This is a genomic window from Mycolicibacterium phocaicum (genome assembly GCF_010731115.1).
Taxonomy (GTDB): domain Bacteria; phylum Actinomycetota; class Actinomycetes; order Mycobacteriales; family Mycobacteriaceae; genus Mycobacterium; species Mycobacterium phocaicum.
Genome location: NZ_AP022616.1, coordinates 1,057,460 through 1,070,892 on the forward strand (window position 1 = coordinate 1,057,460; position 13,433 = coordinate 1,070,892).

Annotated in this window: 15 protein-coding genes; 2 read left to right on the plus strand and 13 right to left on the minus strand. The window is 68.7% G+C overall.

Annotation, left to right across the window (positions count from 1 at the left end):
- Positions 1 to 40: 40 nt before the first annotated feature.
- The 4 genes from G6N46_RS05065 to G6N46_RS05080 are packed head-to-tail and all read right to left on the minus strand — an operon-like array spanning position 41 to position 2,726.
- Positions 41 to 580: a hypothetical protein gene (locus G6N46_RS05065; RefSeq protein WP_138249117.1), complete on the minus strand. Its 540-nt coding sequence runs from the start codon at positions 578 to 580 to the stop codon at positions 41 to 43.
- Positions 581 to 582: 2 nt separating this feature from the next.
- Positions 583 to 1,050: a transcription antitermination factor NusB gene (nusB, locus tag G6N46_RS05070; protein ID WP_138249116.1), complete on the minus strand. Its 468-nt coding sequence runs from the start codon at positions 1,048 to 1,050 to the stop codon at positions 583 to 585.
- Entirely contained in the window at positions 1,043 to 1,606 is a 564-nt protein-coding gene (efp, locus tag G6N46_RS05075) for an elongation factor P (RefSeq protein WP_138249115.1), read from the minus strand. Before efp ends, nusB begins: the two co-directional genes overlap by 8 nt.
- A gap of 28 nt (positions 1,607 to 1,634) precedes the next feature.
- On the minus strand, positions 1,635 to 2,726 hold the full coding sequence (locus G6N46_RS05080) for a M24 family metallopeptidase (protein WP_138249114.1): 1,092 nt from the start codon (positions 2,724 to 2,726) through the stop codon (positions 1,635 to 1,637).
- 33 nt (positions 2,727 to 2,759) lie between these two features.
- Between G6N46_RS05080 and G6N46_RS05085 the strand changes: the two genes are divergently transcribed.
- Together G6N46_RS05085 and G6N46_RS05090 are read left to right on the plus strand one after the other, a co-directional pair.
- Positions 2,760 to 3,329 carry a B-4DMT family transporter gene (locus tag G6N46_RS05085; protein WP_138249113.1) on the plus strand — a complete coding sequence of 190 codons (570 nt, stop codon included), beginning with the start codon at positions 2,760 to 2,762 and terminating at the stop codon, positions 3,327 to 3,329.
- Positions 3,330 to 3,468: 139 nt separating this feature from the next.
- The gene (locus tag G6N46_RS05090; RefSeq protein ID WP_138249112.1) at positions 3,469 to 3,810 is read left to right on the plus strand and encodes a hypothetical protein; all 342 of its coding nucleotides are present in this window, start codon (positions 3,469 to 3,471) and stop codon (positions 3,808 to 3,810) included.
- A 7-nt stretch (positions 3,811 to 3,817) separates the two neighbouring features.
- Here G6N46_RS05090 and aroB read toward each other — a convergent pair whose 3' ends face one another.
- The 9 genes from aroB to alaS form a co-directional block, all read right to left on the minus strand.
- The gene (aroB, locus tag G6N46_RS05095) at positions 3,818 to 4,909 is read right to left on the minus strand and encodes a 3-dehydroquinate synthase (RefSeq protein ID WP_061009501.1); all 1,092 of its coding nucleotides are present in this window, start codon (positions 4,907 to 4,909) and stop codon (positions 3,818 to 3,820) included.
- Positions 4,902 to 5,543, minus strand: coding sequence for a shikimate kinase (locus G6N46_RS05100; protein WP_061006688.1), 642 nt, complete (start codon positions 5,541 to 5,543; stop codon positions 4,902 to 4,904). Before G6N46_RS05100 ends, aroB begins: the two co-directional genes overlap by 8 nt.
- A 4-nt stretch (positions 5,544 to 5,547) precedes the next feature.
- The gene (gene aroC, locus G6N46_RS05105; protein ID WP_061006704.1) at positions 5,548 to 6,744 is read right to left on the minus strand and encodes a chorismate synthase; all 1,197 of its coding nucleotides are present in this window, start codon (positions 6,742 to 6,744) and stop codon (positions 5,548 to 5,550) included.
- A 42-nt stretch (positions 6,745 to 6,786) separates the two neighbouring features.
- Positions 6,787 to 7,281, minus strand: coding sequence for a GNAT family N-acetyltransferase (locus G6N46_RS05110; RefSeq protein ID WP_138249111.1), 495 nt, complete (start codon positions 7,279 to 7,281; stop codon positions 6,787 to 6,789).
- Positions 7,278 to 7,709, minus strand: a complete 432-nt coding sequence (locus tag G6N46_RS05115) for a prepilin peptidase (RefSeq protein ID WP_163692606.1) — start codon at positions 7,707 to 7,709, stop codon at positions 7,278 to 7,280. The genes G6N46_RS05110 and G6N46_RS05115 overlap by 4 nt, the downstream gene beginning before the upstream one ends.
- Positions 7,710 to 8,092: 383 nt before the next feature.
- Positions 8,093 to 8,869, minus strand: a complete 777-nt coding sequence (locus tag G6N46_RS05120) for a shikimate dehydrogenase (protein ID WP_138249110.1) — start codon at positions 8,867 to 8,869, stop codon at positions 8,093 to 8,095.
- The gene (locus tag G6N46_RS05125) at positions 8,866 to 10,140 is read right to left on the minus strand and encodes an endolytic transglycosylase MltG (RefSeq protein WP_133426809.1); all 1,275 of its coding nucleotides are present in this window, start codon (positions 10,138 to 10,140) and stop codon (positions 8,866 to 8,868) included. The genes G6N46_RS05120 and G6N46_RS05125 overlap by 4 nt, the downstream gene beginning before the upstream one ends.
- A gap of 14 nt (positions 10,141 to 10,154) precedes the next feature.
- On the minus strand, positions 10,155 to 10,658 hold the full coding sequence (gene ruvX, locus G6N46_RS05130; protein ID WP_133426689.1) for a Holliday junction resolvase RuvX: 504 nt from the start codon (positions 10,656 to 10,658) through the stop codon (positions 10,155 to 10,157).
- Positions 10,659 to 10,660: 2 nt separating this feature from the next.
- Positions 10,661 to 13,348 carry an alanine--tRNA ligase gene (alaS, locus tag G6N46_RS05135; protein ID WP_138249109.1) on the minus strand — a complete coding sequence of 896 codons (2,688 nt, stop codon included), beginning with the start codon at positions 13,346 to 13,348 and terminating at the stop codon, positions 10,661 to 10,663.
- Between the last annotated feature and the right edge of the window lie 85 nt (positions 13,349 to 13,433).

Sequence of the window (13,433 nt, forward strand, 5' to 3'; positions counted from 1 at the left end):
AGACGTGGGTCACGATTTCTCCCGATGTCCGGGAGGTGGGCTACAGCGCGTGCGAAAGCTCCCGGCCGAACTGCAGCAGCCGCTGCATCTGGGCCAGACCGCCGTCGTCGACGGATTTGGTGTACCGGAACGACTCGCAGAAGAAGTCGGTATCGATGGCCGACTTCTGCCGGCTACGGGTGATCAGCTGGGTGTACATCCGCAGCCGCACCTCGGCCAGGCGCCGGGTGCCATCGGCCAGGACCTCGAACTGGGTCGTCAGGATGTGGTCGGTGATGGTGGACAACAGGATGGTCCGCACCGACGTGTCCAGCGTCCGGCGCAGGTGTTCGTCGTCGCCAGTGGCGTCGTCGTCGGCCCGCCACATGATCAGCCGCTCACCGTCGGTGAGGACGACCTCCTGCCACACGGCGTCGCCCCACGACTCCTCGGACGCGCCGCGCGACATGATGAAGGACTTGATGGACCGGAAGTCGACCACCGACCGCAACTGCTCGAGCGCCAACTCCGGATCGCGCAGGTAGACCTTCGCCGCGTCCGTGACACTCGAGTACGGCGCCCAGTCCTGCGGCTCGTCCACGGCTACTCGCCCCGGACCGCCGCCGCAGCCGCCCGGATCTGCGGCGTCACCAGCATCACCTGGCCGAGGACGCCGTTGACGAAGCCGGGCGACTCATCGGTGGACAACGTCTTCGCCAGCTCGACCGCCTCGTCGACGGCGACCGGTTCCGGCACGTCTGTCGCATGCAGCAGTTCCCACACCGCGACGCGCAGGATCGCCCGGTCGACCGCGGGCAGCCGCTCCAGGGTCCAGCCCTGCAGATGCGCCGAGATCAGATCGTCGATGTGCGCCGCGTGCTCGGTGACGCCGTTGGCGACGGTCACCGTGTACGGGTTCAGCGCCGATACCTCGGGGTCGCTGTCGGCGAGGGTGTTGCGCAGCTTCGCGCCCTCGGCCGCGGTGATGCCGCGGGCCTCGGCCTCGAACAGCAGGTCGACGGCGCGCTTGCGCGCCTGGTGCCGACCTTTGTCGGAACGACGGTCAGGCATTGACGCGGCTGATGTAGCTGCTGTCGCGGGTGTCCACCTTGAGCTTGTCGCCGACGTTGATGAACAGCGGCACCTGGATCTCGGCGCCGGTCTCGAGGGTGGCGGGCTTGGTGCCGGCGTTCGAGCGGTCGCCCTGCAGGCCCGGCTCGGTGTGCGCGACGACGACCTCGATGCTGACGGGCAGCTCCAGGTACAGCGGCGCACCGTTGTGGAACGCGATCTGCACCTGCAGGTTCTCCAGCAGGAAGCCGGCGGCGTCGCCGACGAGTGCCTCGGTCAGCGGGTGCTGCTCGAAGTCCTCGGCGTCCATGAAGACGAAGTCGCTGCCATCGCGGTACAGGTAGGTGGCGTCCCGACGGTCGACGGTCGCGGTCTCCACCTTCACACCGGCGTTGAAGGTCTTGTCGACGACCTTGCCCGACAGCACATTCTTGAGCTTGGTGCGCACGAAGGCCGGGCCCTTGCCGGGCTTGACGTGCTGGAACTCGATGATCTGCCACAGCTGGCCCTCGATGTTGAGGACGAGACCATTCTTGAAGTCGGCGGTAGATGCCACGGTCGGTACTGCTCCTAGCTCTCTGTCATCAGAGGATGGCCAGTTCCTTGGGGAACCGGGTAAGCAACTCGGGTGTGTGTGTCGTATCGCCGCTGACGACGAGCGTGTCCTCGATCCGGACGCCGCCCCGGCCGGGCAGGTAGACACCGGGCTCCACGGTGACCACGGAGCCAGCAAGCAGTGTACCGGCGGCGGCGGAGTTGATTCCCGGCGCTTCGTGAATCTGCAACCCGACCCCGTGCCCGAGTCCGTGGGAGAACTGCTCGCCGTACCCGGCATCGATGATGACCTGCCGCGACGCGCGGTCCACCGCCGACAGCGTCGTACCCGGCACCAGTGCTTCCCGGCCGGCCCGCTGCGACGTCGCGACCAGGTCGTAGATGTCGCGCTGCCACTGTGCCACCGGCGACAGCACGAAGGTTCGGGTCATATCGGAGTGGTAGCCCGCGACCAGCGCGCCGAAGTCGATCTTGACGAAGTCGCCGGCCGCCAGCACCGCGTCCGTCGGGCGGTGGTGCGGTATCGCCGAATTGGCGCCGGTCGCGACGATGGTCTCGAACGACGGGCCGTCGGCACCGTGGTCGAGCATCCGCGCCTCCAGTTCGCGGCCGACCTCCTTCTCGGTGCGGCCGGCCCGCAACCCACCGGATTCGATGAGGTCTTTGAGCGCGGCGTCAGCGGCCTCGCAGGCCAGCCGCAGGATCGCGATCTCTCCGGCGTCCTTGACCTCACGTAGCGCCTCCACCATGCCGGGTGCCCGGACCAGTTCGAGATCGCCGCCGACCCGCTGCAGCGCCGCGTGGGCGTCCACCGTCAGGACGTGGCTTTCGAAGCCGAGCCGCTTCACGCCCGCGGCCTCCGCGGCGCGCACCAACGCAGGCGCGCACGCCCGCTCGATGACGATCTGCGCGTCCGGGGCCTGCTGCGCGGCCTGCGTCCGGTACCGCCCGTCGGTGGCCAGGACGGGAGTCTCCCCGTGAGTGGGAATCAGCAGTGCCGCGTTCGATCCGGTGAAGCCGGACAGATAACGGACGTTGACCAGGTCGGTTACCAGGATCGCATCCAGCTCGGCGGCCGCCAGATGGCGACGCAGAATGTGGCGCCGGTGGGAAATTGTCACGATATGTGACGCTACTCGCTACGCTGTCTGCTCATGAGTAAGTGGTTGCTGCGCGGAATCGTCTTTGCGGCGTTGATGGTGATCGTCCGATTGCTGCAGGGCGCGATGATCGGTGCCTGGGAAAAACAGTCACTGATCATCAGTGTCACGCTCGTCGTGCTGTACATCGCCGCCGCCTTTGCCTGGGGCGTTCTCGACGGCCAGAGCGACGCGAAGGCGCAGCCCGACCCTGACCGCCGCGAGGACCTGGCCATGGCATGGCTGGTCGGCGGTCTGTTCGCCGGCATCGTCAGCGGTTTCTTCGCGTGGCTGATCGGCCAGTTCTACGACAACATCTATGTCGACGCCCTCGCCGCCGAGGTCACCACGTTTGCCGCGTTCACCGCGCTGATCGTCTTCGTGGGCGGCGTCTGCGGTGTCTCACTGGGCCGTTGGCTGATCGACCGCAAGGCCCCGCCGGCCCCGAAGCACGACCACGCCGGTGAGGGCGAGCGCGCCGACACCGACGTCTTCGCTGCGGTCGCCGTCGCGGTCCCGGTCGAAGGTGCCGAAGGCAAAACCGAGGTCATCGAGACGACCCCCAAAACCAACCCCGAGTCCTGAGCACCCACACCAAAATCGCGGCCCGTCCTCGGACGGGCCGCGATTTTTTTTGCCGAAAAAGTGTAAGACTCGCGCGGCCTGATTCCTCTTACCAGTGAAAGCGGCTCAACCGGAGCCGCAAACCCGAAAGAGGAACACCATGAACCGCACGAAGTCCGTCACCGCCGCAGCTGCCCTGGCGATGATCTGCCTCGGAACAGGAACCGCGCACGCCGCTTCTGTGCTCGATACGGCAAGCGACGCGGCGGGCGTCACGGTCCACATCACCTCCACCGGAAGCGAAGGCCTGTGCTTCTACTCCGCCGAGCCGTGGTTCGGCTGGCAGACGGTCAAGCACCTGCCGGTGTACAAGGTGCCGTTCCAGCTGCAGGCGAACCAGAGCCACAACCTGTGGTTCCCGGGCATTCAGACCGGCACGACGTGGAAAGCCGAGGTCGAATGCCCCGTCGGCGGCACCGACTTTTTCAATCCCGTCTACTGAGCGCGGCTCAGTCCTTCGCCACCACCGAGTAGGCGGCCGCCAGCAGCGAGGGGTCCGGGCCTTCCAGTCGGCCCGGCTTGGCGAGCCCGTCGAGCACCACGAAGCGCAGCACGCCCGAACGGGTCTTCTTGTCCCCCGCCATCGACTCCAGCAGTTGCGGGAAGGCGTCGGCGTCGTAGCTGACCGGCAGACCCAGGGCGGTGAGCACGCGGCGGTGGCGGTCAGCGGTGTCGTCGTCGAGACGTCCGGCAAGCCGGCCGAGCTCGGCGGCGAACACCAGGCCCACCGAGACGGCGGCGCCGTGCCGCCACTGGTAGCGCTCGCGCCGCTCGATGGCGTGCGCCAAAGTGTGTCCGTAGTTGAGGATTTCGCGCAGCGCCGACTCCTTCTCGTCGGCGGCGACCACCTCGGCCTTGACGGCGATGGCGCGGCGGATGAGTTCGGGCAGCACGGTGCCGGCGGGGTCCAGCGCGGCCTCCGGGTCGGCCTCGATCAGGTCCAGGATCACCGGGTCGGCGATGAAGCCGGCCTTCACGATCTCGGCCATGCCGGCGATGATCTCGTTGCGCGGCAACGAGTCCAGCGTCGCGAGGTCGACCAGCACGGCCAGCGGCTGGTGGAAGGCGCCGACCAGGTTCTTGCCGGCGTCGGTGTTGATGCCGGTCTTGCCACCGACGGCAGCGTCGACCATGCCGAGCAGCGTCGTGGGCACGTGCACGATGTCCACACCGCGCAGCCAGGTGGCGGCGGCGAACCCGGCGACGTCGGTCGCCGCACCGCCGCCGAGGCTGACGATGGCGTCCTTGCGGTCGATCCCGATGCGCCCCAACACTTCCCAGATGAACCCGACGACGGGCAGTTCCTTGCCCGCCTCGGCGTCCGGGATTTCGATGCGGTGCGCGTCGATTCCGTTGTCCGCCAGGTAACTACGGATCGCTTCGGCCGTCTGCGTCAGTACCGGCTGGTGCAGGATCGCCACGCGGTGCCGGCCCTGCAGGACACGGCCGAGGTCGCCGAGCAGCCCCGTCCCGATGATCACCGGGTACGGCCGGTCGACGTTCACATTCACAACTACGGGGTCGACGACAGCGTCAGTCACACTGCGAGCCTTTCAATCGTTTTGCCAGTGCCGCAGGGCTCGGCGGGGCCTCGGTGGTCGGTCCGGGGTTCAGGACCGTGGGCAGCCGGCGCCATGCCGAGCGGCGGCGGCGCCGGGAGTGCTCGTCGCAGCGTGGCTGCTCGAGCCGGTGCACGATGTGGCGGACCACGGCGCCGGGATTGCGCCGGTTGGTGTTCACCCGCAGCGTGGCGACCTGCCGGAACAGCGGCACGCGCTGCGCCATCAGCTCGCGGTACTTGGCGCCCGGATCGTCGCCGGCCAGCAGCGGACGCCCGCCGCCCGCGGTACGCCGAACACCTTCTGCCGCACTGATTTCCAGGTAGACGACGGTGTGGCCGACGAGCGCTTCGCGCACCTCCGGAGTGGTCACCGCACCGCCGCCGAGCGACACGACACCGTCGTGTTCGGCCAGCGCGTCGCGGATCACGTCGGCCTCGATCTTGCGGAACACCGGTTCGCCTTCGGCGAAGATGTCGGCGATGCTGCGACCGGTGGTCTCGACGATCTTGGCGTCGGTGTCGAGCATCGGCACCTGCAGCGCCTTCGCCAACCGTCGACCGATCGTCGACTTGCCCGAACCGGGCATGCCGACCAGTACAGCCTTGGGCGCCATCGAGCTATCCGGACATCTGCGGTTCGCGCTCATGCACCGCACGCAGGTAGTTCTCGACGTTGGCGCGGGTCTCGGCCAGCGAGTCGCCGCCGAACTTGTCCAGCGCGGCCCGGGCCAGCACCAGCGCCACCATGGCCTCGACGACCACACCCGCCGCGGGCACGGCGCACACGTCGGACCGCTGGTGGATGGCGACGGCCTCTTCGCCGGTGGCCATGTCGACGGTCGCCAGCGCGCGCGGCACCGTCGAGATCGGCTTCATCGCGGCGCGGACGCGCAGCGGCTGGCCGTTGGTCATGCCGCCTTCCAGACCGCCGGCCCGGTTGGTGGAGCGGGTGATGCCGTCGGCGCCCGGGTAGATCTCGTCGTGGGCGACGCTGCCGCGGCGCCGTGCGGTCTCGAAGCCGTCACCGATCTCGACGCCCTTGATGGCCTGGATGCCCATGACGGCGGCGGCCAGCTGGCTGTCCAGCCGGTTGTCGCCGCTGATGAACGAGCCGAGCCCGACGGGCAGTCCACTGACCACCACTTCGACGACACCGCCGAGGGTGTCGCCGTCCTTCTTGGCGGCCTCGATCTCGGTGATCATCGATTCTTCGGCGGCCTTGTCGAAGGCACGCACCGGGCTGTCGTCGATGGCCGCCAGATCCTCGGGCTGCGGGACGGGGCCGTCGTAAGGCTTCGATGCGCCGATGGAGATGACGTGCGAGACGACCTCGACGCCGAGGGCCTGCTTCAGGAACGCGCGGGCGACGGTGCCGGCCGCGACGCGGGCCGCGGTCTCGCGGGCGCTGGCGCGTTCGAGCACCGGGCGGGCGTCGTCGAAGCCGTACTTGAGCATGCCGGCGTAGTCGGCGTGCCCGGGCCGGGGCCGGGTCAGCGGTTCGTTGCGCGCGGTGTTGGCCAGCGCCTCCGGGTCGACCGGGTCGGAGGCCATGACGGTCTCCCACTTGGGCCATTCGGTGTTGCCGATCTGGATGGCGATCGGGCCACCCAGCGTCTGACCGTGCCGAACGCCGCCGAGCAGCGTGACTTCGTCCTTTTCGAACTTCATCCGGGCACCGCGGCCGTAACCGAGACGACGCCGCTGCAACTGCGTGGCGATGTCGTCCGAGGTCACCGAGAGACCGGCCACCATGCCTTCGAGCATGGCCACCAGGGCGCGGCCGTGGGATTCACCTGCTGTGGTCCATCGCAACACGTGTCCCATTGTCCCATGAGGGCCTTTACCGGCTGAAATCCGTCAGCCCAGGCTGCATTGCAGCAGCACGGTGTCGATGTCGCGGCCGTGCTTGTGACCGACCTGCCGCAGCCGTCCGGCCTCGTCGAAACCCAGCTTCTTGTGCAGCGCGATCGACGACGCGTCGCCGCTGTCGGCGATCACCGCGATCACCTCACGCACGCCCGCGGCGCGAGCGCCATCCAGCAGCGCGCCCAGCAGTTCTCGGCCGGCGCCCTGTCCGGTGGCCCACGGCGCCAGGTAGATCGAGTCCTCCACCGTGCCCTGATAGGCCGGCCGTGATTTCCAGGGCAGGCAGTACGCGTACCCCGCGACCTTGCCCTCGCGCTCGACGACCAGGAACGGCAGGCCCGCGGCGGTGACCTTGGCGAACCGCGCCTGCCATTCGTCGGCCGCGGGCGGCTCGAGCTCGAACGACGCCACGCTATTGAGGACGTAGTGCGCGTAGATGTCGGCAATGGCAGGCAGGTCAGCGGTGGTGGCGGCGCGGGTGGTCATGGTGAGGCAAAGGTACCGAGCGCGACGGCCGCGGCGCTCGCCAGGCACATCGACGGGCCGTGCGGGACGGTCCGGTCATGCCGCCGCAGTAGGACGACCACCGCACAGACCGCGGTCAGCAGCGGCGCCCCGATCGCCGCGAGCACCCAGACATCGGCGCCGCACATCCCGGTGAGCGCGCCGAGACCGAGCGCGAGTTTGACGTCGCCGCCGCCCATGGCGCGTGGGCTGACCACATGAATGAGGAGATACAGTCCGAAGAGTGCGGCTGCCCCGGCCAGCGCGGCAATGCCCTTGCCCGTCATCGCCCCAGCCACCAGCATCACCGCCGCGCCCGGCAACGTGAGCCAGTTCGGCAACCGGCGCTCACGAAGGTCGTAGACGCACAGCGCGGTCATCCACGCACCAATAGCCAAGCCCGCCCCCATGTTTCGAGGCTAAGTGCGCTGCGCCGGGCGTCCCGACACGAATGTGCCACGGGTGCCACACAGAAAAGTACGTGGCTTCATTCACGAGAAACGTGGCGCGCGATGATTGAAGTCAGGTACCTTTCCAGGCTCGCCGACGTCCCTGAGTTCAATAACCCCCGGTGGATCACGACCGCGATTGCAGTCATGTACTTCTTGACCCCAATTTCGGCTCTACCAGCTGAGCCGCGGGTCACGGGCAGGCGCTCGGAACTGAATTGCCACGACCGTGGTCTCACGCGCTCGTGCTTTTATGCCCAGCAGGCGGTGGCTCACGACTGTGCAATCAGAGCGCCTCACACGCGGATCTGACGGTCTTTACGCACCCTCGACGCAGACCAGACTCAGCTCGCAGCCAGCGCCGCCGCCATCACCTCGCGCGGCGCGGGCATCCCGGTGAACTGCTCCACCTGCGCGTAGGCCTGGTTCAGCAGCATCTGCAGGCCGCTGACCACCCGGCCACCGGCCGCGGCAACCGCGGCGGCAAGCGGCGTCGGCCACGGGTCGTAGATGGCGTCGAGCAGCACCGCCGTGTCGGCCACAGTCCCGGAGAACTGGCCGGCCACCGTGGCGGGCAGCGTATTGACCACCACGCCAAGGGAATTCAGCTTCTCGCCGAGGGCGACCCACCGGGTCGCGACGCCCAGCCGCTCCCCCAGCTCCACGAGCGCCCCGGCCTTCGAGGCATTGCGCGCGACCACCGCGACGTCCGTGATGCCCAAAGAAGCCAAGGCCACGACTGCCGCGGGCGCAGTGCCACCGGAGCCCAGTACCGCCGCCGCACCGGACACCTCACCCAGCGCGCCGACGACCCCGTCGACGTCGGTGTTGTCGGCGCGCCAGCCACCGTCGACGCGCACCAGGGTGTTGGCCGAGCCGACGAGCTCAGCGCGCTGCGTGCGTTCGGTCGCGAACCGCAGCGCCGCGAACTTGCCGGGCATCGTGACCGACACCCCGACCCATTCCGGGCCGAAACCGCCCACCAGGCCCGGCAACTGCTCCCCGGTGCACTCGATGCGGTCGTAGGTCCAGTCGGTGAGCCCGAGCTCCCGGTAGGCCGCCAGATGCAGCTGCGGGGACCGCGAATGTGCGATGGGCGAGCCCAGGACCGCGGCCCTCATCGGGCACTGTCGAGCACGCCGTTGCGTTTGGCGAGCTCGATGCTGGCGAGGTGCTGCTGGTAGTCGCGGGTGAAGACCGTCGTGCCCTGCAGGTCGATGGTCACGAAGTACAGCCAGTCGCCCGGGGCCGGATCCTGCGCCGCGACGACGGCGGGCGCCCCGGGTGAACAGATCGGCGTGACCGGAAGTCCTTCGCGCGCATAGGTGTTCCACGGCGTCGGCTGCTCGCGGTCGGCGTCGGTGGTGGCCACCTCCTGCCGGTCCAGCGGGTAGTTCACCGTCGAGTCGAACTGCAGCCGGCGATGGTCCGGGGTCGCCAGCCGGTTGTAGATGACGCGGGCCACCTTGGCGAAGTCCTGCGGGTTGGACTCGCGCTGCACCAGCGATGCCACGATCAGAATCTGGTACGGCGTCATGCCCGCGGTCGCGCCGGCGTCGAGCAGGCCGCCCTGCTCGTACTGGCGGCTGCTCGAGCTGATCAGGCCCGACAGGATCGACGTCGGCGTGCCGGCCGGATCGACGTTCCACGTGCCGGGTGCGATGAGGCCCTCGAGCCTGCGGTGGTCGGCGCCCAGCGACTTCACCGGCCCCGCTGCCCAGCTCGGTATCAGCAACGCCGAGACGTCGGCGGCACCGGCGGCCTTCTTCAGCTCCTCGGCGGACACGCACTTGCGTTTGCCGTCCAGGTCGACGCAGGAGGCCGCCGAGATCAGGCTGAAGATGCCCTGGTTGATCTTGTTGGTCTTGACGTCGGTGGTGTCGTCGAGCTGGCGGCCCTCCGGGATCACCAGGCGGCCCACCCGGTTGTTCTTCTCGGTGAGCCGGGACACCGCGTTGGCGGCCGAGATCTCGGTCCGCAGCTTGTAGAAGCCCGGCTGAATCTCGGTCATCGCCTTGTTGCCCTCGGCGGCCTGGACGAACGTCTTCACGTTCGCGACGACGCCGTGATCGAACAGGGTCTGCCCGATCGCGGTGGTCGAGTCGCCGTTGTGCACCTCGACGACGAGGTCGCTGCCACCGTCACCGGAGTAGTCGTTGCCCGACCCGAAGATGCCGTGCCACAGCCGCGAACCGAGGAACACCGCGGCGACCACGACGACGATGAACACCGTCAGCGCCACGACGCTGCGGCGCCGGCGGCGCTTGCGGTTGCGCTCGGCGCGGACCCGCTCGGCCCGGCTCATGCCGCGGCGGGGCCGGCCCACCGATTCGGGCTTGATGCGGGTGCTGCTGCCCCACTCGTCGTCATCGCCCGGGGCGTCGGGACGCATGTCCTCGGCCGGGGTCACTCGCCGGCCTCGCGCTCCGCGGCGGCCAGCACCGACCGGCGCATGTCCAGCCAGTTCTGGAGGATGCCGACGGCTGCCACCTGATCGATCATCTGCCGCTGGCCTTTCGCGCGTACTCCGGCTTCCCGCAACGAACGCTGCGCGGTGACCGTCGTCAACCGTTCGTCGGCCATCCGCACCGGGATCGGGGCCACCCGAACCGCCAGCGCGTCGGCCACCTCGATCGCATCCCGCGCCGAGGCGCTCGACTTGTCCTTCAGTGTGCGCGGCAATCCGACGACGATCTCGACCGCCTCCTGCTCACCGGCCAGCTTCACCAGCCGGCCCAGGTGCTTGTCGGTCTTGTCGCGACGCACGGTCTCCAGCGGAGTCGCCAGGATGCCGTCGGGGTCGCACACCGCGACACCGATCCGCACCGTGCCGACGTCGATGCCGAGCCGTCGACCGCGACCGGGGTCACCGGTCCCGGGACGGTCGGGCATGCGGTCGGTATCGGCCAAAGCTAGCTCCGGCCCAGTTCAGCGCGTAGCGCGGCCAGACCCGCGTCGATACCCGCTGCCCCCTTACCGGAACCCTGTGCCAGATCGGCCTTTCCACCACCACGACCACCGACGGCGGTGCCCAGCTGCTGCACCAGTTCGTTGGCCTTCAATCCGAGGTCCTGCGCGGCGGGGTTGACGGCCACCACGTACGGCACCGAGTCGCCCGCGTCGGCGATGAGTGCGATCACCGCCGGCTCCGAGCCGAGCTTGCCCTTGATGTCGCCGACAAGCGTGCGCAGGTCGCCACCGGAGAAGCCGCCGGCCATCCGCTGCGCGACGACGCGCACCTTGCCGATCAGCTCGGCACCGGCCGCGGCGTTCGCGGCGGCGGCCTTGGCACCGGCCAGGCGAACCTTGTCGAGTTCCTTCTCGGCGGCCTTGAGCTTCTCGACCAGCGTGGCCACGCGGGCGGGCACCTCTTCCGAGGGCACCTTCAGCGACGAGGCCAGCCCGGCCATCAGCGCGCGCTCCTTGGCCAGGTGGCGGAACGAGTCCAGACCGACGTAGGCCTCGACGCGACGCACACCCGAACCCACCGAGGACTCGCCGAGGATGGTGACGGGGCCGATCTGCGCAGAGCGCTGCACGTGGGTACCACCGCACAGCTCCATGGAGAACGGTCCGCCGATCTCGACGACGCGGACCTCGTCCGGGTAGGACTCGCCGAACATCGCCATGGCGCCCATCGCCTTGGCCTTCTCCAGCTTCTCGTTGAAGGTGTGCACCTCGAAGTCGGCCTGCACCGCTTCGTTGGTGACCTCCTCGACCGCGGTGCGCTGCTCGTCGCTGAGCGCGCCCTGGTAGTTGAAGTCGAACCGCAGGTAGCCCGGACGGTTCAGCGAACCGGCCTGACCGGCGTTGGGGCCCAACACCTGTCGCAGCGCGGCGTGCACCATGTGCGTGCCGGAGTGGCCCTGCGTGGCGCCGCGGCGCCACGTCGGGTCGACGGCAGCGGTCACGGTGTCGCCTTCGACGAACTCACCGGACTCGACGTTGATGGTGTGCACCCACAGCGACTTGGCGATCTTCTGCACATCGGTGACCGCGGCCTTGGCGGTGGCCGACGAGCCGGTGCCGGTGATGGAGCCGGTGTCGGCGATCTGGCCACCCGACTCGGCGTACAGCGGCGTCCGATCCAGGACGAGCTCGACACGGTCGGAGCCTTCGGTGCCGTGCGTCACCACGGGAACCCGCTTGCCGTCGACGAAGATGCCGAGAATCCTTGCCTCGGAAGTCAATTCGTCGAAGCCGGTGAACTCGGTCGGGCCGGCGTCGACCAGGTCGCGGAAGGCGGACAGATCGGCGTGCGCGTGCTTGCGGGCGGCGGCGTCGGCCTTGGCCCGGGCGCGCTGCTCGGCCATCAGGCCGCGGAAGCCCTCTTCGTCGACCGACAGGCCGGCTTCGGCCGCCATCTCGAGGGTCAGCTCGACGGGGAAACCGTAGGTGTCGTGCAGCGTGAAGGCGTCGCTACCGGAGACGACGGTCTTGCCGGCGGCTTTGGTGGCTGCCGCGGCGTCCTCGAACAGCCGCGAGCCCGCCGCGAGCGTGCGGTTGAAGGCGGCCTCCTCGGCGACCGCGATGCGGTTGATGCGCTCGAAGTCGGTGACCAGTTCCGGGTACGACGGACCCATCGTGTCGCGCACGGTGGCCATCAGGTCGGACATGATCGGCTGCTCGACGCCGAGCAGCTTGGCGGCCCGGATGATGCGGCGCAGCAGGCGGCGCAGCACGTAGCCGCGGCCCTCGTTACCCGGGGTGACGCCGTCGCCGATGATGATCGCGGCGGTGCGGCTGTGGTCGGCGATGACGCGGTAGCGCACGTCGTCGGCGTGGTTGTCGGCGCCGTAGTGCCGGGGCGCCACCGACGCCACCTTGTCGATGACGGGACGGACCAGGTCGGTCTCGTAGACGTTGTCGACGCCCTGCAGCAGGCACGCGATGCGCTCGACACCCATGCCGGTGTCGATGTTCTGGCGCGGCAGCGGGCCGAGGATTTCGAAGTCCGTCTTGCTGGTGCCCTCGCCGCGCTCGTTCTCCATGAACACGAGGTTCCAGATTTCGATGTAGCGGTCCTCGTTGGCCTCGGGGCCACCGTCGATGCCGTACTCGGGTCCGCGGTCGTAGTAGATCTCCGAACACGGGCCGCAGGGTCCCGGAATGCCCATGGACCAGTAGTTGTCGGCCTTGCCGCGGCGCTGGATGCGCTCGGGCGGCAGCCCGGCGATCTCCTCCCAGAGTCCGATGGCCTCGTCGTCATCGAGATAGACGGTGGCCCAGAGCTTTTCGGGGTCGAAGCCGTAGCCACCCTCGGAGACCGGGTTGGTCAGCAGATCCCAGGCGAGCGCGATGGCGCCACGCTTGAAGTAGTCGCCGAACGAGAAGTTGCCGGCCATCTGGAAGAAGGTGTTGTGCCGGGTGGTGATTCCGACCTCGTCGATGTCCGGCGTCCGGATGCATTTCTGGACGCTGGTCGCCTTGTCGTACGGCGGGGTGCGGTCGCCCAGGAAATACGGCACGAACTGCACCATGCCGGCGTTGACGAACAACAGGTTCGGATCGTCCAGGATCACCGATGCGCTCGGCACCTCGGTGTGGCCCGCTTTCACGAAATGATCGAGGAATCGTTTCCTGATCTCGTGTGTCTGCACGTGCTGCTGTCCTTCATCGACCGGGTAGTTGCCCGCATAACAGTACCGGGTGCGGTTTTCGCCCCCGCCCAAGAACCATTGTGCG